Origin of the sequence: Methylocystis sp. Sn-Cys (assembly GCF_016745395.1) — a bacterium.
Lineage (GTDB): Bacteria > Pseudomonadota > Alphaproteobacteria > Rhizobiales > Beijerinckiaceae > Methylocystis > Methylocystis iwaonis.
On sequence record NZ_JAERVJ010000014.1, the window covers coordinates 1 to 19,789 of the forward strand.

A 19,789-nucleotide genomic window follows, 5' to 3' on the forward strand; every position below is an offset into this window, starting at 1 on the left:
AACCGCCGCTCTTGTCGCATCATATCTAGGTCCGATAATGTGCGCTTATCGGACATTATGCGAAACCCCAACGAGACCGGGCGTGTCGCTCGCGTCCATTAGGTGGACAGCCAGGAAAAATCGAATTCAGGCGTCGGATTTTCGCGCTTCATCGTCGGACCGGCTTCGCGCTTCATCGGTGGACTGCAGCCGCCGAAGCCTGGAAAATCTGTCGGAATGCGGAATTTGTGGGTGTCAGAGAATCGGAATTTGTGGGATTCGACGCACAACGCGGCGTGATCGCGCATAATTTCGGGGATTTCCGATTCACAATTTATGGGACGCAAAGACCCGAAATTTGTGGGATTCGAGGATAATTTATGGAACTGGGCCGCTATCGGCCCCGACCCCTGCTGTTTTGGCGACCAACTTGGAGGCCGTGAGACATTGCAAAAACTCGGCGCAGGTTCGTTCCCTCCTCGGCGTCGGCCACCGCCAGCGCCGCGGCGTGCTCGACGGGGTTTTCGGTCAGGGTAGTCCACGCGGCAATCCGCAAGCCCGCAATCTGTTCGGAATTATCGGCTATTTGCAAAAGCAGGCGGGCGTTGAATTCCACGTCGAGCCGACGCCGCCGCGCTGATATTCAGGCCGCGACGAGAACGGCGTACAGGGGCGACCGCGACGACACGGGTGGAACGCGAGCGCCGATGCGAATCGCCTGGATACCAAGCAAAAAGAAACGAGAACAGGCCACCCCGGAGTTTTCATTCCTGACTTCGGCATCAGCCCCCTGCCGAGTGCTTGCAATGTTGATTAGTCGCCTCCCGGCCTCAGCGGGGACGCCAGAGGCGTTCGTCGAATGAAAACGGTCTGATTGCGGCAGTGGCAGCGCGCGCCGCGTTCGGATGGGCGACGTTGATCAGGATGTTTGCGCTCTCCGGAATGATGAAGGAAGGAACTTTCAGAAGCGCAGATGCGCCGGAGGCGAGCCAGCTGTCGCCGACCGCGATCGGATTGGTCGGAATATCCCCGATTTCTTGGCGCGAGAGGTCGTCCGGGAGATCAATCTCCATTAGGACGTAGTCGTCCGGAAGCACTGTCCAGTCGAGATCCAAATGGACTCGGACTTCGAGGACGGCGAGGGCCGCCGTTTCCGCTGTGTAGACAACCGGCCATCCCGGAGAGTTCCAGCGACCGCCATGGAGGCGGGCGCCGTCGCCGGACAAGTCGGCGAACGGCTTGCGACAGATTCTCCAGACATTCATCAGGCCGCTAGACCGTGGTCGATCCTGGCAAGGAAATGCTCGACTTGGCGGCTGCCCTCGCTCGTGTCCAGAAGCGAGATCGGCGCGTCGCCATCGAAGGCTGTAGTCGGTCGGCGAAGCCAGCGGGACGCCTTTTCCTTGGATCCGAAGGTGGTCTCGGCGACCGCGATTACGCGTGCGACGCGGATGAGCCGATCGGACTGGTCTGGCGTGAGTGATCCGATTTTCCGCCTGTGGGCGAGCGTCTTCCGCGGAAGAACGATTCTGTCAGCCTCCGTTAGAGTGAGCCGGCCCGATTTCACGACCTCATCCAGCGCCGCGACCGGGAGCCCACGCCGAGTCGCCTCGGCGGCTTCGCGGCTGTCCGTCGCGCCGATTTCGAGGATCGCGCCGACCTTGGCGAAATCGAGAGCGTTGCCGCCAGACATGAGCGGTCTCCATAGAGGTAGGCGATATGCCGTTTAGATAGCGGCAATTCGCCGTTACGGCAAGTCACTGACCCATCGACGCGCGCTTTCCACCACGGTTCGACGCGAAGCTTCTCACGACGACACAGCCTAGCCCCTCCCCCTTGCGGGGCTACGGGAGTCACACAAGTCTCGCGATGGTCCAGCCGCGCCTGATGGCGTCGTATTCCACGAGGCCGTCATACATGGTTTTGGGGCCGGGCGGCTTGTAGCCGCCGCCGACGTAGCCGGACCAGCCGCCGAGGCGGCCGATTACCCAGGCGGCGCGCGCCAGCGTGCCCCTGGCGTGCGGGTTCTTCTGCTTCTCGGTCTTGCCCTCGAGCTTTTCCGTCAAGGCTTCGATCAAAGGCGCGTCGGCTTCCTCGAAGGCGTCGGCGAGCGTCTGCCCCGTGGCTCCGTCGCGCGCCTGCACCAGTTGCAGCACGCGCGCGGCCGCGATCATCGTCGCCACGGTGAGTTTCGCCAGCGGCTCCATCTCGACGATCTGGCTCTCTTCCACCCGCAGGCATTGGCCCTTCAAGGTGCGAAACATCTGCTCGATCAGCCAGCGCCGGCGATACCAGAACACCATGCGCCGTGCGTCCTCGACGGACTCGACCGCATGCGTCGTCGACAGCAGCCAATGCACGGGAGCCTCGCCCGCAGGCGGATCGATCTCCCGCACGTCGACGAGGGAAAGCGTCACGCTCGGCGCCAACGCCTTGTCGGCTGTCAGCGGGCGCGCGATCGCGGCTTTGCCGAAGCACAATGAAACGACCGCCTTGCGCGCCGCCCGGGCGCCCTTGGCCGGAACCTCGATCTCGTAGCGCATCGCCTCCGGCAGGGCGCGCGCAAAGGCGAACAGCCGGGAGCCGTTCGCCAGCGCGCGGTCCTGCGCCACGCGCGTCAGAAGATGCACATTGGCGGGGCGGCGGGCGAATTCGTCGTAAATGTCGCTTTCCCGGTCGGCGACGACGGTGATCTCCTCGGCCGCGCCGAGAACCGCGCCCGCCGTCTGCGCGCCGGCGAGCCAACGGCGCGACTCTTTCTCATCCGGCCCGCGCTTGCGCCGATCCCTCGCCGCGCCGTCCGTCCGGTTGATCAGGCTCGCGCCGGCGAGCCCGATGACCCCGCCCGTCAGCGCATCGACGACGAGCTGCGGATGAACGAAAAAGCCGATGTCCTTGCCGTTGCCGACCGTGCCGAAGCCTTGCTTGCTCGCCGCGTGTCCCGAGAAATTCAGCTCGCTCGTGTCCTGCAGGACGAGGAGCTTGCGCCCCGCGACGCGCCCGCCCGTCTGCGCGGCGGCCGTCGCCAGCATCTCCTCTTTCGTCACGCTCGGGTTGCGCAAGAAGCGCCCGAACCGCACCTCGCCAGCCCGGGAGCCGCCGAGCTTGCGCAGGCAGCAGCGCTTCTTCTCGACCAGCGCCGACAGAAAATCGCGCCCCCTTTTTTGAGCCGTTCGTCGCCGAACGACCCGAGTTCGCCGAGCCAAGCCATCCTCGATCCCTCCCGATTCATCACCAGAAAGGAATCAAACCAAGCCCGCCCCCGCAAGCCCAGACTTGTGTGCATGCGGTAGCCCGACTGGGTTAGGGCGTGGGCTCGGCGGGTTTCCCGGGCGATGCCTTACGGCATCCTTGAGCACGAAGGAATGCAGCGTCAGCTAGGGATTGCATCGGGCGAATAGTCTTTTCAGAATCCTCGCCTCCAGCGGGCGTGCAACGCCGCTTTGCGACTACGTCTCGCTTGAATTCCTGGACTCGCTATCATCCAACGATGCCGAATCGGGGCTTCGGGAGCTGTAAGCCTGGCGGCTGCGCAAATTACGCGCGGGATTGTGAGACTCGCTGAATCGAAATTCTAAACCGAAACGGCTGAGACGCTCGGAGCACATGACAAAGACAGTATCCTTTTCAGCGTCGGATGACGAAACTGGCGCCCGCGGCCCGGTTGCGGAGCGGGCCGCCTCAAAGCATCTGGCTGCGCTCGGCGAAAAGGCGCGGGACTACGCCCGCAACGCCCGCTCCGATAACACTCAGCGCGCCTACGGATCCGATTGGCGGCACTTCGCCTCCTGGCTGCGCCTGCAAGGGCTCGATCCCCTCCCCCCGGATCCGCAGACTGTCGGACTCTATCTCGCTGCCTGCATGGAGGATGGGCGGGGGCGCAATCCCTTGAGCGTCTCGTCCCTTGAACGACGCCTCTCCGGGATTTGCTGGCATTACCGCCAGCTGGGCGCGCCGCTCGATACGTCGGATCGGCATATTGCAACCGTGCTCGCCGGCATTCGTCGCGCCCATGGCCGTCCGCCAATCCAAAAGGAAGCGATATTCGCCGAGGATCTTCTCGCGATGCTGGCGACGCTGGAGAATGACCTGCGCGGCCTACGCGACAAGGCCATTCTCGCGATCGGCTTCGCCGGCGGCCTGCGCCGCTCGGAGATCGTCGGACTCGACTGCGGCCCGGACCAAACCGAGGACGGGACCGGCTGGATCGAGATTTTCCCTGCCAAGCGTTTGCAGCTCGGCGAAACCGGCGAGTTGGACGCCTCGGAACCTTCTGACGGAGGCGGCCTGCTCCTCACAATCAACGGCAAGACCGGCTGGCCCGAGGTCGAAATCGGCCGCGGCTCCTCTCCCCTCACCTGCCCCGTCGCCATGCTCGAGACCTGGCTGCGGCTCGGGCGGATCGCGCATGGGCCGGTATTTCGCCCGATCGCCCGCAAGAATGGCGGCGTCTCGGCCGAGCGCTTGACCGACAAACATGTCGCCCGGCTTGTGCAGAGAACCGCGCTCTCGGCGGGCATCCGCGGCGATCTCCCTGAGGGCGAGCGCCGGCTGGCCTTTTCTGGTCATTCCTTGCGCGCCGGCCTCGCTTCTTCGGCGCAAATCGAGGAAGCGCATGTGCAAAAGCATCTCGGCCACGCGTCGGCGGACATGACCCGCCGCTACCAGCGCAAACGCGACCGCTTCAAGGTCAATCTCACCAAGGCCGCGGGGTTGTGAGCGGTTTCAGCCCCTGCTCGTGTGGCGGGCGACTGACACTTGCTCGTTGCAGCAAGTGTTTGGGTTTGTGAAAAGTCGTTGCCTTTAAATAGAAGCGGCGAATGATCAGCCTTGACGCAGGCATAGGACAGGCAGTCTCCGAGATTGAGTCGAGCAGGATGCCTTCCTTTGCCAAAAGCCTCGAAGCAAGCGACGGCGGGAGACCCGATCCTGTCGTCTATCGCTACGATCGACAAATTCGCGTCGTCGAGAAAATCATCGAACAAGGCGTTCGCCTGTGAGGGCGTATATCGAGTCTTGACGCAAGCACCATACACGCTTCCGCTCGCACGAGCGGCGAGGTGAATCGACGCTCCGCGGCTGCGAGGTCGTTGCGCGAGTTCAGTCGCGTCAGACTCGCCGCAAACGATCGCGACAATCGTGGAAGTGTCCACGAACATCACTGTCCTCAAATTTCGTCGATTTCGTCCTTGGGGACGTCACGACACTCTGGGCCGGCGAGTCGACGCGCCTTTTCGGCTAAACGCGCAAGTCGGTCGGGCAGCGGAATCACCTCCCGCTCGCGTTTCAGCTCGTTCTCCAACGCCGTGATAATGGCCTCGGTCATTGTGGTCTTGCGCTGAGCAGCGAGTCGTTTCGCGAGTTTAGCCGCTCAAGGATCTCGGATACTGAGCATTTGACCGTCCCTACTGACTTGTCATTACGCATATACAGCCCTGTCATTACCGCACACGGTTCGCCGCGTTTGACCGTCTCCGGAGCGCGAGCGCGAAACCGCCTCGAAACGTCACCCCGCCCTTTTTTGCTCCCGCGCGACTTTGGCCGTCCTGCCGCGCAGCAGCGCCATCAGGACGGGACCGAGGGAAAACTCCCCTGCCCTCGCTTTCGCGGTCAGGACGCGCAGATAACCGCCGGCAGATCTGATTTCCTCGCCGCGCTGCAAGATGGCCGCGATGACGATCGAGGCGTCATGCTCGCCCAATACGTCGAGCGCCTGCGACCAGGCGTCTGGTGAAACGCCCAGGGCGGAGCGTACGATCGCCGACGCGTCGACCAAATCGCGCCAGCAGGAAATCTCGCCGCCCTTGGCGTAATCGACGATGTCCGGACAGGCTTGCAGCACCATGCCGAGCGGATAAGTTTTTGGCGTGCCGGTCCCACGACCGCCGAGTTTAGGATTGGGTGGCTCAGTTTCCAAAGCCCCTGCCCTATCGGCGTCCGCCTCCCCGATCATTGGCCCGGGTGGTTCAGCTCGGCCTTCTTGAAGGCTAGGTTCAAGGTCAGAAATGTTTGTGGTTTGATTCTGTATGTGACGCTCATTTTGAGACTCATTGGCGCTCTTTTTTTGGTGTTTTACGTGGATTTCCAGGAGCTTCTCGATTTTCGCCGCAAGGGTCGACAGATCCTCGGCCAAAGCCTCTAGTTCGGGGCGGGAAAGATTTCGGGCATACCCCCCGGCAAGCGCCAGATAGCGCTTATGCAGGCCCTCCCAGTCATGGATCTCGGCGCCGTCCCATGCGGTCGGGGCCACGGAAATCCCTTCCTCCAGGCCGGTCTCGATCATTTTGACGATGTCGCGCCGGATAAGGGTGATTTTCTCGCGAAGCAACGCGCCGGCGCGGTTTTCGGCGCGCACTTCTTCGGCAAGGTTTTCGATCTCCCCTGCGCGCGCTACGAGCGGCGTCAGATCGAATCCAAAGGCCTCGTCGATCTCGCCGGCCTCCCTCCTTCTCGCGAAGCGTTTGCCGTTCGGCGAGTCGCGCCGGAGGATCAGGCCAGCTTCGACCAAAGACGCCAGATGACGCCGCAAGGTCGCCGGCGCCATCCCGTGGGCGCGGATCGAGAGCTCATTGTTAGATGGAAACACCACGATCCCGGGATTTGGCGGATTGCGTCCCTCCCCTTCGCCCTTCGAATGGGTTTGAGGCAAGGTCAATGCCGTCTCCTGATGGAAGCTCAGGAGCGCGTGCAACACGGCCAACGCCCGGTCGGTGACGCCGAGCGGCCCCTTGGCTTCGGTCAGCGCCCGGAATAGCCGCCATTTGTGGACGACAGTCTCGGATGCATCGGGCTTTGCCACGAAATGGCGCGTGGCCGCCTGCGCGGTCACCATGGCAAGCGATAGCGATCGCCGCCCAAAAGGCGTCGTTGAATATGTGCGCATGATCCTTTGCCTCATTAGGGCAAAAGAAAACCGCTCGCCGAAACGGCGCCGACTCTTGACAGCGATTCGCGGAAGTGGGATTCTCTTAGGTGCTAACTTTGAGAAGGGCTTCCGGGACGGTGACGTTTTCGGGGGCCTTTTTCTTTTGCGTCGATGTCTCCGATTAATTGATTGGGTACGCGATTTACTCTTCCAGCCGGATTACCCGCCGTCGGGCCCTAATTGTTGCGAGCTCGCAACATCGGACGCCTCCGCAGCGTTCCGGTCCTGAAACTGCCTGTACAAATCCGGTAGATTCTCCGTCAGCCATGCCGAGAAATGGGCTTCACTCTTGGAGATCGCGAAGGTCTGCCCCTTGGCTGTCGAGGAAACATAGGCGATCTGCTTGCCCGTCGCGCTCTTAATCTCCTTGCGATCCATGCGCTGCACGCGCCCGGCTGGCTCTTCGAAAGCCCGACGGATTACGATGAATTTCTGGTCGGAGGCGAGCGACGCAAATTCCGGGGCTTCAACGACGAGGGCGGCCCGGATTCTGGCTCCGTCTTTTGCCAAGGCGTCCGCCAAATCCTGCCATCGCGGCTGCCCTATGCCAGGGGCTCGCCCGATGGCGCGGATAAGATCGGCGGGAATGGTGTCGACGACGAACCTCATTCTGGAGAGCCCTGATCTGTCCACGCCAAGCGTCGTCCAGATGGTCTTGGGCGAGTGCCCCTGCGCCTCCATTTCCTTCGCGAAGAGCGCCCGCTCGATCCATGTCAGCGCCTCCCGTCCGCCGTTCTCGGCCCCTTGTTCGAGAATGAGTTCGGCGTCGGAGAGAGGCCGGATGAAGGCCCGAACCTTTCGACTCAGCGACCGCAAAGCCTGGAGTCGGCGATGACCGTAGGCGAGTTGGTATCTACCCTCCTTTTCCGGGTGTGGCCGGACAAGGACAGGCAGCCGTTGGCCTTCGGCTTCGATTGAGGCGATGAGCAGGCTAAGCGCCTCCTCGTCTTGTTCCAGCCGATCACCGAAGGGGGACGGATCGATGATCCCTGCGTCAAGCGTCGCGATGGAATCCGCTGCGAGATCGTCAAGGCTGCGGCTCAGCCCTGCGATCGCGGTTGACGAAACGCGGGGGCGTGGCTGCTGCGTTGCGACGGGATGGTCCGACGACGCGACGAAAGGTTCGGCGGCGCCAAGCTTACTTAGGATCGAGGGTCTCCTCACGACCGCCCCCATGACTTGTGTATGAGCGCCAATATCTCCGCGTTCACGCTGTCCATGCTTTCCAGCGCCCTTTTCAAGGATTCCCGCGGCACCTCGCCCGGCTCAAGCTCGTAGAGCGACTTTTTAGCCAGACCTGCTGCGGCAACCGAGGTGCTTTCGACCGCCGTCGACACGAAAACATGCTCATCAAAGAGATGACGCAGCAGGCCGACGATATGGGCCTGCGGCCCGTCGTTCGGGGTGTGTCTTGTGATCAGGAAACGGATCCAATCCTGTTCCAGTCTAGCGCCGTTTCGGGCCAGTTCACCTGCGAGGTCACGGAGCATGATCAGATATTGATTCATGCTCGCCACATCGAGCATTGCCGGATGAACCGTGATGATAAGGATTGTCGCCGCGAAAAGACCGGCGAGGGTCCCAAAGCCAAGATTAGGCGGCGTGTCGAGGATCGCCACATCGAAGTCTTGGGCCACTTGATCGATCGACCTTCTCAGCCTCATGAAGAAAAGGCCGAGGTCGTCGCGCTCCCGTGATGCGAGCGCGCGTGCAGTATCGTGCTCGAACTCCATCAGTTCGAGATTTCCGGGGACGATCGCGACACCGGGGATATAAGTCTCCCGAATGACCGACTTGAAAGGCTTATGGTCGTTGTACCGGATCGCCGCGTACGCGGTTTCGTCCGGACCTACGTCAAATTCGGGCTGAAGTCCGAATAGACTGGTCAGGGAGGCTTGCGGATCGAGGTCGATGCACAGAACGCGATAGCCTTGAATGGCAAGATAGTGCGCGAGATGAACGCTCGATGTCGTCTTCGACGATCCTCCTTTGAAGTTCGTGCATGTGACGATCTGAAGCTGTTCCTTCCCCCTTCGCCATGGCTTCAGGGTCAGCGCTTCCTCTGGCCTCGCTTCGGCCAGATAGGACCGCAGCTCCGAGACCTGCTCGAGCGTATAGACGCGGCGGTTATTCTCAAGGCGCGCAGGCTGCGGGCCTTTCCCCTCAAGCGTCATGGCCCGAAGCGTGGACTCGGGGACCTTGAGCAGGCGCACAAGGTCATTTGTGGTGAAGGTGCGTCCGAAAGTTTTCTGGGAAGACGGCGGATAGAGGCGCGTTCGCAGGGACAGCAGTTCTCTGGAGAGAACTTCTGTGAATTGATCGATCTTTGTCGTCGTATCTGCTCTAGCGTCCATGCGCCCAATGTTCCTCTGTGACGGATTTAGCGTCATATACGAGGTGATACCGTCAGAGTTCGCGATTCTTGCAGCGAGGGCAAGAAAAAAAGAGCTAACGAAACATTAATGGCCTCAATGCCAGCCAAAACCGATACGAATAACCGCCGCGCTCGCTCGCCGAGCGCGCGGGGCTGTGCCGACAAATCCGGCGACAACGACAATGTTGCGAGCTCGCAACAATTGGTGCGTCATGCGGGTCACGGCGGGCGATCAGTCGGCAGCGTGCTGCTCTTGAAGCTATGGGGCCGCATCGGCTCCGGCGACCAATGCCAGGCGCGGCGATTCGAGGATGCCGTGACCGCCCTTGCAGCGCCGCTCCCGCATGGGCGTCGCGAGGAAAGGCGGCGGTATGCCGCACCGGCAGAGTAGGGGGTTGAGCCCCGGGCTAATCCTCGGCTCAGTGGTCCCCTCGAAGCCGGTCTAGCCAGGACAACACAAAACCGCCGAACTTTACTAAAAGAACCGAATGCAGGCCCGATAATTTCTGCGATTTATGCTGGAGGGATCTCGCCCCCAGGATCCCATCGTCGAAAACAAGGGGAGTTCTGCCTCAAAATTTTCCCTCCAAAACTCGTCTAGCTATTTTAAGGGAGATTAATCGCTGGCCCTCAGTGCGTGCGCGAGGCAACGAAGTTTTGGGGAAGGGCGCTCATCCGCCCTCTTTCCCGGCCCTCCATACGGCGATGCCCATCTTGCGCCCCTTATTGGCGAGGTTCCCGACGATCCCCGTTCCGGACGATGGAGAAATGACGATCGATCGCAGGAGGTCGGGGAGTTCGGTTTCAAGGGCGAGTGCCGAGAAAGAGGATCGAGCGGAAGAGACGCGGCGTCCGAAGAGGGCAGGGGAACGAGGGTAGGCTTGTCCAAGGAGCGATAGCTGTGCAAGGCCAGTTCATCGAGAAGCCGCGATGACGGCGAATGCACTCCAACCTGTCCACCACCGCGGAACGCCGACCCGTTTGTCCAAGCAAATTCCGTTTGACAGACCAACGCAAACGTCGTTGAGGACGCGAAATTACCACGCGACGTCAGGTGGGACCAATCCACGATCTTAGACGATGGGGCTATAGACTTCCGGCATTCGGCCCAGCGAACAACCCGGTCCTCATCGGAGGCGGGGCGAGGAGTTGTGACAAGTCGTACCTTGATTCAGATTGCGAATCCTTTAAGAGGGCCTTTGCTTTATCATTAGAGAGGTGCACGAATGCGCGTGCTCATCACCGGCGGCGCCGGTTTTATTGGATCGGCGGTGGCCCGAGGTTTTATTTCACAAACCTCCGACGAAATCCTTGTTTTTGACAAATTGACCTATGCCGGCAATCTCGATTCTCTGGCGCCGATCGCTCAAAGTCCGAGATATTCTTTCTGGCGCGCCGATATTTGCGACCGTGCGCAAGTGATGCGCGCCCTCGCCGAATTCCAGCCCGACGTCGTGATGCACCTTGCCGCAGAGAGCCACGTCGATCGCTCGATCGACGGACCGGCCGCTTTCATCGAAACCAATCTCGTCGGCACCTTCACTATGCTCGACGCCGCGCTCGAATATTGGCGCGGGCTGCCTAAAGGCAGGGCCGAGGCTTTCCGCTTCATGCATATTTCGACGGATGAGGTCTTTGGCACATTGGGCGACGAAGGCTTGTTCCGGGAGGATACGCCCTACGCGCCCAATTCCCCCTATTCCGCTTCAAAAGCGGGCTCGGACCACCTCGTGCGGGCCTGGCGCGAGACCTATGGCCTTCCCACCATCGTCACCAACTGCTCGAATAACTACGGGCCTTATCATTTCCCCGAAAAGCTCATCCCTTTGATGATCCTGAACGCGCTCGAGGGGAAGCCGCTTCCCGTCTATGGGCTGGGCGAAAATATCCGCGATTGGCTCTTCGTTGAGGACCACGCCGCGGCGCTGATGCTGGTTGCGCGCCGCGGCGTTGTTGGGCAATCGTACAATGTCGGCGGTCGCAACGAGAAAAAAAACATCGATGTCGTGAACACGATCTGCGACATTCTCGACGAGCTGCGTCCAAAAGAGAGCGGCTCCTATCGGAATCTCATCGCATTTGTGACCGATCGTCCCGGCCACGATCTGCGCTATGCGATCGATTGCTCCAAGATCGAGCGCGAACTTGGCTGGAAACCCAAGGAGACGTTCGAGACCGGCCTGCGCAGGACTGTGCAATGGTATCTTGATAATCCAGCTTGGTGGCAGGCCATTCGTTCAGGCAATTATCGCGGCGAGCGACTCGGACAAATCGCCTGATCTTTTTCTTTTGGACCTTTGAATAGAGGCCCTTATGCAAGTCGAAGACACCGAAATCCCCGCGATCAAGATCGTCACGCCGAAGAAGCACGGCGACGCGCGCGGCTTCTTCTCCGAGGTCTACAAAGCGTCCGATTGGAAGAACGCTGGGCTCGACTACACCTTCGTCCAGGACAATCACTCGTTCTCTGCGCCGGTCGGCACGCTGCGCGGCCTGCATTTCCAGACCGCCCCCTTCGCGCAGGACAAGCTCATTCGCGTGGTTCGGGGGCGAATCCTCGATGTCGCCGTGGATATCCGTCGCTCGTCTCCAACCTTCGGCAAGTATGTCGCCGTCGAACTCTCGGCCGAAAATTGGCGCCAGCTACTCGTGCCGATCGGCTTTGCGCATGGGTTCGTAACGCTGGAGCCGAATACGGAGGTGCTCTACAAGGTCTCGGCGCTTTATTCCGCGCCGAATGATCGCGGGTTGGCGTTCGACGATCCGGAGTTGGGCATCATTTGGCCCCTGCCGCCAGGCGGCGCGATTCTCTCCGAGAAAGACAAGCATTGGCCGCGCCTGCACGAGCTCGCGGACGCCTTCGCGTGAGACTTACCCCCGCGCGCCGCTCTGATTGATTGGCTATAGCCTCGAGGAAAATATTATGCGTGGCATCGTTCTCGCCGGCGGCTCCGGCACCAGGCTTCATCCCATGACGCTGGCGGCCTCGAAGCAGCTGCTGCCGGTCTACGACAAGCCGATGGTCTATTATCCGCTGTCGGCGCTGATGCTCGCGGGCGCGCGCGAAATCCTGATCATCTCGACGCCTGAAGATCTCCCCGCTTTCAAGCGCCTGCTCGGCTCAGGCGCGCAATGGGGCGTTTCTCTGACTTATGCCGAACAGCCCCGCCCGGAAGGTCTCGCCCAAGCCTATACGATTGGCGCGCCCTTCGTTGAAGGGCACAATTCCGCGCTCGTGCTCGGCGACAATATCTTCTATGGCCACGGCTTGACGACGGCCCTGAACGCCGCCTCAGCGCGGCCCGAGGGCGCGACGGTCTTCGCCTATCATGTCAAGGATCCCGAGCGTTATGGCGTCGTGGAATTCGACCCCGACGGAAGGGCCTTGTCGCTCGAAGAAAAGCCCGCTGCGCCGAAATCGAATTGGGCGGTGACCGGGCTTTATTTTTACGACCCGCGCGCTCCGGAATATGCGGCCTCGCTCAAGCCTTCGCCGCGCGGCGAGCTGGAGATCACCGATCTCAACCGGATCTACCTCGAATCAGGAACGCTGAACGTCGAACGTCTCGGCCGCGGCTTCGCCTGGCTGGATACCGGCACGCCGGCGTCCTTGCTGGAAGCGGCGCAATATGTGCAAGCGATTGAACAGCGGCAGGGCCAGCGCGTCGCCTGCCTTGAAGAGATCGCCTTCACGCAGGGTTGGATCGACGGGCAGGCAATGCGCGAGGCTGCCGCGCGTTTGGCGAAAAGCGGATACGGCGGCTATCTGCTCCAAGTCTTGAAGGAAGCCGAGGGTCCCCTAACAGCTAGCTAAATCGGGCTAGTGGTCCCAGTCATTCGAACTGAGGTATAGGCTTCTGAGCCTAATGTGGGCTTCGTTGGTTTTGAATTGCAAGTCTGCCTTGACTTGATGCTTGTTGCGTTTGTCCTGCCAGGCGTTGAACCGTTCAACAAGCCGGCGTGCTTCGGCGGCTGGGAATGCGGCGTAAAGCGACGCCGGCGTGTGCATTGAGAGACCAGCACGATCTTCGCCGCGCCGGGAAAATGCGTGCCGGATCAGATCAGAGCCGGCCTTGCGGCTGGCGCCGTGCTCGAGATCTCGCCGGCTGACGCCGGTTACGTCGACGGCGGGTTCCGCTCGGGCGTCACAGCCATGGGGGTGGCCTATGCGGTCGGCGTGCAATCAACACTCAGCGTCTGGCCTCTCGGCACGGAGGCGCTGCCGCCCAAACCCTGGCGCGGACGCGGCCGCAAGCCCTCACGCTCGCGGCGGGATGCCGATCATGCGCCGGTTTGCGCCAAGGCTCTCGCGAGAGAACTTCCCAAAGCGGCGTGGCGGACCGTGTCTTGGAGGGAGGGCTCCAACGAAACCCTATCCTCGCGCTTCGCCGCCGTGCGCGTGCGACCGGCTTAGCGCGACTGGAAACGCTCGACGCCCATCCGCTCGAATGGCCCGACGGCGAAAACGAGCCGACGAAATACTGGCTTTCGACATTGCCCGAGGAGAGCAAGCTCGCCTATCTCGACCACGCGCTGATGGAGAACCGCAACGGTCTCGTCGTCGGTGCGACGGCGACGCGCGCGAGCGGAACCCGGAGCGCGCGGCGGCGACGGAATTGACCGCAGACCTGCCAAAAGGCGAGACGCTGGGCGCCGACAAGGGGCTACGATGTCGAAGATTTGAAGGCCCACAAGATCGAGCCGCATGTGGCGATCAACGGAAGAGTGAGAAAGAGCGGGAAGGCCCGCAAGACGGCCGTTCCGCCGGAAGCCTCGGCCAGCGAGGGCTACAAGACCAGCCTGCGTATTCGCAAGCGGGTCGAAGAGGCGTTCGGCTGGGCGAAGCACACTGGCGGTCGTGTGCAGCTCAAACTGCGCAGCCTAGAGAAGGGGTCGAGGCCGTCTTTGATTTAGTCCTGTAAGCAGGTCTGAGAGGGCTGCCCAACGCATTGCTGCTGTAATACCAATCTCGTCGGCGCTTTGGAGGAAAATTTTTCAGACCAAGCCATGGCGCTCGTCGCCATCGACTGGCTCGTCCTCCACGCGACGATCTTCCAGGCGAACGCCGACAGCTATCGACGGAAAGCTGTGCTCAAAAAACAGTTTGTCGACCGGGCTCCGGCGTGCACAAAAACAAAGCTTGATCTTGATTATCACTCCGCGACGCGGGCGCACGGCGGGTGCCTGGTCCCGGCATGTGTTCTCTGTTCCGCCGCTATCAGCTATAGTGCGTAAGCGGTGTTCTGGTGCCACCTGTTTTGAGCGAGTTGGGGCGACGATAATCGGAGCGATGGGGGCTCCGACACATGTCGATTTCAGAGCGTAAACATATGTCGGAGCCTGAAGCGGCTCCGACGCGGCGGATCGAGGTCTTCACAGGCGCGGGGCGTCGGCGGACGTGGGGCGCGGATCAGAAGGCGGCATTGTCGCCGAGAGCTTCACAGAGGGCGCGAGCGTTTGTGAAGTAGCGCGGCGGCATGGTCTGACGCCGCAGCAACTTTTTACGTGGCGCCGTCAGGCGCGCAAAGAGGCCGAGGCTCGCGAGGATGCAGGCGCGCCGCCACTGTTCGTTCCCGCAATCATGCAGGGGCCTGCGCCCGCGTCGCCGGCGAAGCGCAAACGACGCGTCCTGCGCCAGGAAACCGATTCGGCTCCGACGATCGAACTCGAAGTCGATGGCGTCACGGTTCGGGTCGGACGCGGCGCGCAAGCGAAGACCATCACTGCGATGATCCGGGCGTTGAAAGCCGCCAAATGATCGGCCCGACCGGCGCGGTTCGCGTGATGGTGGCGACGAAGCCCGTCGACTTCCGCAAGGGCGCGGAGGGTCTTGCGGCGTTGGTCCGCGAGACGATGAGGGCCGATCCCTTCGACGGCGCGATTTACGTTTTCCGCGCCAAGCGCGCTGACCGCATCAAGCTGATTTTCTGGGACGGCACGGGCGTGTGTCTATTCACCAAGCGTCTCGAGGATGGCGAGTTCCGTTGGCCGAAGATCGAGGACGGCGTGATGCGCTTGTCGGCGGCGCAATTTTCGGCGCTGCTCGAAGGGCTCGACTGGCGGCGCGTGCGCGCGGCGAAAGAGACGCCGGCGCCGGCGGCGCCCGGATAAGCCGCGACACAGTGAATCAGTGCGTCGAAGATGATCGAAAAGCGCGGGAAAATATGATCTCCTGCGGGTATGGCGCAGGCAGTCGAAAAGCTTCGCGACGATCCGAACGAGCTGAAGGCGATGCTTCTCGCCGAACGCGCTCGCAACGAGCGCCTCGTTCAGATCATCAAGGAGATGCAACGACACCGCTTCGGGCGGAGCGCCGAGACGCTTCCCGAAGACCAGATGCTGCTCGCGCTCGAAGAGGTCGAGCAGGCAGAGGCTGGCGCGGCGGCGGAAGCGGAAGCCGGCTCTGCGCCGGAGCGTGAGAGGGCGGCCAGAAAACGCCGCACGAACCGCGGCGCCTTGCCAGCGCATCTGCCGCGCATCGAGATCGTCGTCGATATCGACGACAAAAGCTGCCCGTGCTGCAAGGGCGCGCTGCATTCGATTGGCGAAGACGTTTCCGAGCGGCTCGATATTGTGCCCGCGCAGTTTCGTGTTCTGGTGATGCGGCGTCCCAAATACGCCTGCCGCGCCTGCGAGGGTGCCGTCGTGCAGGCGCCGGCCCCGGCGCGGCTGATCGAAGGCGGTCTGCCGACCGAGGCGACCGTCGCCCATGTGCTGGTCTCCAAATATGCAGACCATCTGCCGCTCCATCGCCAGGCGCAAATCTACACCCGGCAAGGGATCGCGCTCGATCGCTCGACGCTCGCCGATTGGGTCGGCCGCGCCGCCAGGCATTTGCGGCCCGTACATGAACGCCTTCTGGAACACATCAGATCGTCGACGAAAATCTTCGCCGACGAAACGAGGGCGCCGGTGCTCGATCCCGGGCGCGGACGCATCAAGAACGGTCAGCTCTGGGCTTATGCGAGAGACGATCGGCCATGGTGCGGCTCGGATCCGCCGATCGCCGTCTACGTCTACGCGCAAAACCGCAAATCCGAGCAGCCGCTCGCGCATCTTGCCGGCTTCGCCGGCGTCGTGCAGGTCGACGGCTACGCCGGCTATCGTGCGCTGGCGCAGAAGAACAGCGTGGCGCTCGCCTTCTGTTGGGCTCATGTCCGCAGGCGCTTTTACGAACTCGCCGCCGCCGGCCCAGCGCCAATCGCCAGCGAGGCGCTCGAACGTATCGGCGCGCTCTACGCGGTCGAAAGCGAAATCCGCGGGCGAAGCCCCGACCAGCGTCGTGATGCGCGACAGGAAAAATCTCGTCCCATCGTCGACGCGCTCGAGCCCTGGCTGCGAGGAAAGCTGGCGCTGATCAGCCAGAAGACCAAGCTCGCCGAGGCGATCCGCTATGCGTTGTCGCGCTGGGGCGGCCTGACGCGCTTCATCGACGACGGGCGCATCGAGATCGACTCCAATATCGTCGAGCGCGCGATCCGGCCGATCGCTCTCAATCGCAAAAACGCTCTCTTCGCCGGCTCGGACCGCGGGGCCGAGAACTGGGCGATCGTCGCTTCGCTCATTGAGACATGCAAGCTCAATGGCGTCGATCCGCAGGCATACATGACCGACGTTCTAACGAAGATCGTCGACGGTCATCTCGCGAGCAAACTCGACGAACTCATGCCCTGGGCCTACGCGGCGCCCATCGCCCTCAAAGTCGTGGCCTGAAAACGACGCTTACTATAGTGCAACCCTTATCAGAAATTCGGTAAGAGGGGCCGTGTCAGCGAATCTTCTACCCAAGGTAAATGAATTTGGTCGAATTATCTCAGTGATTCTACTAATGGATATGAGGAGGCGATTAGGGTCCAGCTATTTCGGCTATCTAGAGATGCGCGAGTATTATTACTACAATCCGCTTTTCCAGATCGTGGAATGGCTACGCTCGGCATATTACACAAGTTATGACCCAGTAATGGTAGACAAAATCTACGTCATCGAGGTCGCTTCAATCTCTCTCGCTCTTGGCCTCCTAGGGGAGCGTTTTCTTCGAGGAAAATTTTTCTCCTTACGCCGCTCTTGCGGGGGTGCCTTTATTGTCAGCTGATCGGTCTTGCCCATGAATGCGCGATGGCGCCACCGTCGCTCATCCCGATGAAGCCAGGCGACCGGGTCAAGACCAACCGGTGTGATGCTGTAATGTTGGCCAAACTCCCCCGGACCGTAGAGCTGACAGCAGTGTGGTTCCCGATGATGCCCTCATCACGACCGAGGCCAAGGCTTGGATGGTGTCGCTGGCCTGCCGCAAGGCCAAGGAGCGCGGCTATCCGCATGAAGTTTGGACGGCGCGACTGCTGGCATGCGCGGGAGCATGGGCCGGCGGCAGGCCATGCCTGTCTTGCCCATCTGGCGCAAGGAACTGTGTGCAAGATCCAATCAGCACCAAGTGAAGCCGCACAAGGTGAGCTACTACTTGGAGCGCCGCGACGCCGACTTCGAGGCGAAGATGACCAAAGTGCTGTGCGACTATCGTGAAGTGGTTCTTCTCAAGGAAGCGGCTTAGGCAGGCGAAGGCGAAGGCGGCGGGGCGTCGTGATCGTCTCCTACGACGAAAAGCCTGGGGTGCAGGCCATCGGAACGACGGCGCCGACTTGCCGCCCAAGCCTCATGAGCATGAGGCGTATGGGCGCGATCGCGAGTATGTCCGACACGGGACGCTGAGCCAGCTCGCAGGCATTGATCTGATGACCGGCAAGGTTCACGCCCCCTGGTCAGAGATCGTCCCACGCAGTCGAGAATTCAATCGAGGTTCCTCGGGCTGCTCGACGCAAGTCTATCCGCCGAACACGGCGATTTCTCCAAGGAAACCAAAGCCTGGCCTGCCAGGCAGCCGGCGGGCCGCTTTACGTTCACCTTCACGCCCAAGCACGGCTTCTGCTCAACCTCATCGCAGGCTTCTTCTGCAAGCTCGCTCGCTCCGTGCCGCGTCATATCCAGTCGCGTTAAAGCAAGAATTGAGAACGCCTGATCCGCGCCATCGACGTCGTCAACCAACATCCCGTAGTCCACTCATGGACTTACAAACTCAACGAGGCCTGATAGGATTCGAACCTCGGAAACGCTGGACTAGAACCAATTCTCACCCAAAGTCGCGGCTCTGGGATTGATCCTCAGCGAAGCTCTGCTCCACGGGCTGCCCGGCCAGACGGTCATGGTCTCCGCAGGTTGCGGCCAGTTGTTCGCTAAGTGTCGCGATTTGCTCCTTCGCTTGTTCGTATTGGGTAGACTGCAATTCTGCCCTCTGCAGGCTCTCTCGCATGGCTTCCTCAAGAGCAAGAACTTGTTCGGTTAGTTTGACGATCTGTTCGCTTAATTCCACGTTCTGCTGCCTGAGGCTCGCGATGATTTGTGTGTCCTCTGTTTCTTCACTCGCTCGAAGTAGAACGCCCTGAGAACCAGCGCGTATTACATTTCTACACGGGACTAAATCAGAAATGAACGTGAACTCGCGCCCTTCCTCGCCCTTTTTAAAAACGGCAACGAAGTCGTTCCAACTGTCATTGCGTCGTTCAGCTGTAAACGACTCAACGAGCATCAATGTGTGCCCATTTTTCCGCGCGAACGCTTCCAGCGCTCTGCCCGAGTCCGGATAGAAACGCCAGCAGTCGACCGGGTACCGGTGAAATGGGCCGTTCGAGGGTACGTTGAGGTAGAGGATGCCTCCAGGCTTGAGAACGCGTACCAATTCTAGGAATGTTTCCCAGAAGAATTGATCATGTTCAAAAGCAGAGCTTGTCAAAACAATGTCAGCTAGACTGTCTCGCAACGGAAGAGGGTGGCCCGTTTCGACGTAGATATCCACAGACGGTCCTTGGCAGAAGTCAAGACCAAGATATGTTGCCCCGATCGGACAGAAATCACGAAGACTTCCATTTACATTATACGATCCGAGTTCAACGATCAGCTGCCCAGTGTTGCTGTAACGTTCAAGAAAGAGCCGACCAATGTCATATGCTGTGTCGTGCACCAGCGCCTCCCGAAAAATCAAGACTCGAAATAACCGATTGAGAGCCAAATGTCTTCCCCTCGAGTGCAATTCAACGTCCTCTCCCTAAATTTGTGGTTCTGTCCAAAATGTTCGCGCCGGACCGCCCTGGGTTATGCAGCCCAGCAAAGGGCGGAATAGCGCCATGATCGAGTTCAAGGGCCGCCATTTTGGACGCGGTGTGATCCGTATCAGCGCGGTGGTGAAGTCGTCGCTTAGCCGCGCACGACTTCCTTATCGTCGAGGGCGCGCTCAGCGCGGACCTCGACGCCGGTCGGCGTCTTGCCGGGGCGCAGGATCATAGCGACGGGACAGCTCTTCTCGGTATCGTAGATATGGATCGGCAAAAACAGCGCTCGTCGTAATGGGCGTTGAACAGCGACAATTGCTGATGGCCCTGCATGATGTCGCAAGTGTCGTCGATGTCTAGAGCGGATTCGTCTTAAACCGGCTCATATCCAACTCCTTCAGCAGTGCGCCG

General features: G+C 60.9%; 20 protein-coding genes and 4 pseudogenes. 13 read left to right on the forward strand and 11 right to left on the reverse strand.

Translation table 11 applies throughout. The features are described 5' to 3' along the window. Positions 1 to 98 precede the first annotated feature (98 nt). The gene (locus JJT62_RS18730; RefSeq protein WP_202074310.1) at positions 99 to 287 is read right to left on the reverse strand and encodes a hypothetical protein; all 189 of its coding nucleotides are present in this window, start codon (positions 285 to 287) and stop codon (positions 99 to 101) included. A gap of 131 nt (positions 288 to 418) precedes the next feature. On the opposite strand from JJT62_RS18730, the gene JJT62_RS18735 reads away from it, so the two are divergent. After that, complete coding sequence (locus JJT62_RS18735) at positions 419 to 619, forward strand: hypothetical protein (protein WP_202074311.1); 201 nt, start codon at positions 419 to 421, stop codon at positions 617 to 619. Between the two features lie 190 nt (positions 620 to 809). On the opposite strand, the gene JJT62_RS18740 is transcribed toward JJT62_RS18735, so the two are convergent. From JJT62_RS18740 to JJT62_RS18750, 3 genes are all read right to left on the reverse strand, one after another. Continuing rightward, entirely contained in the window at positions 810 to 1,244 is a 435-nt protein-coding gene (locus tag JJT62_RS18740; RefSeq protein WP_202074312.1) for an RES family NAD+ phosphorylase, read from the reverse strand. After that, positions 1,244 to 1,672 (reverse strand): antitoxin Xre/MbcA/ParS toxin-binding domain-containing protein, encoded by a 429-nt coding sequence (locus JJT62_RS18745; RefSeq protein ID WP_202074313.1) that lies wholly within the window; start codon positions 1,670 to 1,672, stop codon positions 1,244 to 1,246. Before JJT62_RS18745 ends, JJT62_RS18740 begins: the two co-directional genes overlap by 1 nt. Before the next feature lie 160 nt (positions 1,673 to 1,832). After that, on the reverse strand, positions 1,833 to 3,185 hold the full coding sequence (locus tag JJT62_RS18750; RefSeq protein WP_202074314.1) for an IS4 family transposase: 1,353 nt from the start codon (positions 3,183 to 3,185) through the stop codon (positions 1,833 to 1,835). A gap of 400 nt (positions 3,186 to 3,585) precedes the next feature. On the opposite strand from JJT62_RS18750, the gene JJT62_RS18755 reads away from it, so the two are divergent. Next, a complete protein-coding gene (locus tag JJT62_RS18755) occupies positions 3,586 to 4,698 on the forward strand; it encodes a tyrosine-type recombinase/integrase (protein WP_202074315.1) in 1,113 nt (370 codons plus the stop codon). Here the strand turns inward: JJT62_RS18755 and JJT62_RS19680 are convergent. The 5 genes and pseudogenes from JJT62_RS19680 to repA all read right to left on the reverse strand — a co-directional run bounded on the left by JJT62_RS19680 (position 4,641) and on the right by repA (position 9,258). Beyond that, entirely contained in the window at positions 4,641 to 5,138 is a 498-nt protein-coding gene (locus tag JJT62_RS19680; RefSeq protein ID WP_202074316.1) for a type II toxin-antitoxin system VapC family toxin, read from the reverse strand. The two genes, JJT62_RS18755 and JJT62_RS19680, sit on opposite strands and share 58 nt — an antisense overlap. A gap of 8 nt (positions 5,139 to 5,146) precedes the next feature. Beyond that, positions 5,147 to 5,338 (reverse strand): annotated as a pseudogene (locus tag JJT62_RS18765) (type II toxin-antitoxin system VapB family antitoxin); the annotation flags it as partial. 147 nt (positions 5,339 to 5,485) lie between these two features. Then, entirely contained in the window at positions 5,486 to 6,862 is a 1,377-nt protein-coding gene (gene repC, locus JJT62_RS18770) for a plasmid replication protein RepC (RefSeq protein ID WP_202074317.1), read from the reverse strand. A 201-nt stretch (positions 6,863 to 7,063) separates the two neighbouring features. Further along, on the reverse strand, positions 7,064 to 8,080 hold the full coding sequence (gene repB / locus JJT62_RS18775) for a plasmid partitioning protein RepB (protein WP_246745013.1): 1,017 nt from the start codon (positions 8,078 to 8,080) through the stop codon (positions 7,064 to 7,066). Continuing rightward, complete coding sequence (gene repA / locus JJT62_RS18780) at positions 8,065 to 9,258, reverse strand: plasmid partitioning protein RepA (RefSeq protein ID WP_202074319.1); 1,194 nt, start codon at positions 9,256 to 9,258, stop codon at positions 8,065 to 8,067. The genes repB and repA overlap by 16 nt, the downstream gene beginning before the upstream one ends. Before the next feature lie 1,246 nt (positions 9,259 to 10,504). On the opposite strand from repA, the gene rfbB reads away from it, so the two are divergent. From rfbB to JJT62_RS18830, 11 genes and pseudogenes are all read left to right on the forward strand, one after another. Then, on the forward strand, positions 10,505 to 11,557 hold the full coding sequence (gene rfbB / locus JJT62_RS18785) for a dTDP-glucose 4,6-dehydratase (protein WP_202074320.1): 1,053 nt from the start codon (positions 10,505 to 10,507) through the stop codon (positions 11,555 to 11,557). A gap of 34 nt (positions 11,558 to 11,591) precedes the next feature. After that, complete coding sequence (rfbC, locus tag JJT62_RS18790; RefSeq protein WP_202074321.1) at positions 11,592 to 12,146, forward strand: dTDP-4-dehydrorhamnose 3,5-epimerase; 555 nt, start codon at positions 11,592 to 11,594, stop codon at positions 12,144 to 12,146. Between the two features lie 55 nt (positions 12,147 to 12,201). Then, positions 12,202 to 13,092 (forward strand): glucose-1-phosphate thymidylyltransferase RfbA, encoded by an 891-nt coding sequence (gene rfbA / locus JJT62_RS18795; protein ID WP_202074322.1) that lies wholly within the window; start codon positions 12,202 to 12,204, stop codon positions 13,090 to 13,092. A 234-nt stretch (positions 13,093 to 13,326) separates the two neighbouring features. Then, a complete protein-coding gene (locus JJT62_RS18800) occupies positions 13,327 to 13,692 on the forward strand; it encodes a transposase (protein WP_202074323.1) in 366 nt (121 codons plus the stop codon). 86 nt (positions 13,693 to 13,778) lie between these two features. Continuing rightward, positions 13,779 to 14,168 (forward strand): annotated as a pseudogene (locus JJT62_RS19325) (transposase); the annotation flags it as partial. Positions 14,169 to 14,285: 117 nt separating this feature from the next. Further along, positions 14,286 to 14,513 (forward strand): hypothetical protein, encoded by a 228-nt coding sequence (locus tag JJT62_RS18810; protein WP_202074325.1) that lies wholly within the window; start codon positions 14,286 to 14,288, stop codon positions 14,511 to 14,513. A gap of 163 nt (positions 14,514 to 14,676) precedes the next feature. Next, complete coding sequence (locus tag JJT62_RS18815) at positions 14,677 to 15,036, forward strand: transposase (protein ID WP_202074326.1); 360 nt, start codon at positions 14,677 to 14,679, stop codon at positions 15,034 to 15,036. Further along, complete coding sequence (gene tnpB, locus JJT62_RS18820) at positions 15,033 to 15,389, forward strand: IS66 family insertion sequence element accessory protein TnpB (protein ID WP_202074327.1); 357 nt, start codon at positions 15,033 to 15,035, stop codon at positions 15,387 to 15,389. Before JJT62_RS18815 ends, tnpB begins: the two co-directional genes overlap by 4 nt. A gap of 69 nt (positions 15,390 to 15,458) precedes the next feature. Then, complete coding sequence (locus JJT62_RS18825; RefSeq protein ID WP_202074328.1) at positions 15,459 to 16,991, forward strand: IS66 family transposase; 1,533 nt, start codon at positions 15,459 to 15,461, stop codon at positions 16,989 to 16,991. Between the two features lie 405 nt (positions 16,992 to 17,396). Further along, positions 17,397 to 17,513: pseudogene (locus JJT62_RS19330) on the forward strand (IS110 family transposase); the annotation flags it as partial. Between the two features lie 139 nt (positions 17,514 to 17,652). Further along, a complete protein-coding gene (locus JJT62_RS18830; RefSeq protein ID WP_202074329.1) occupies positions 17,653 to 17,826 on the forward strand; it encodes a hypothetical protein in 174 nt (57 codons plus the stop codon). A 576-nt stretch (positions 17,827 to 18,402) separates the two neighbouring features. Here the strand turns inward: JJT62_RS18830 and JJT62_RS18835 are convergent. Both JJT62_RS18835 and JJT62_RS18840 read right to left on the reverse strand, forming a co-directional pair. Then, complete coding sequence (locus tag JJT62_RS18835) at positions 18,403 to 19,290, reverse strand: methyltransferase domain-containing protein (protein WP_202074330.1); 888 nt, start codon at positions 19,288 to 19,290, stop codon at positions 18,403 to 18,405. A gap of 275 nt (positions 19,291 to 19,565) precedes the next feature. Next, positions 19,566 to 19,738 (reverse strand): annotated as a pseudogene (locus tag JJT62_RS18840) (transposase); the annotation flags it as partial. Positions 19,739 to 19,789 lie beyond the last annotated feature (51 nt).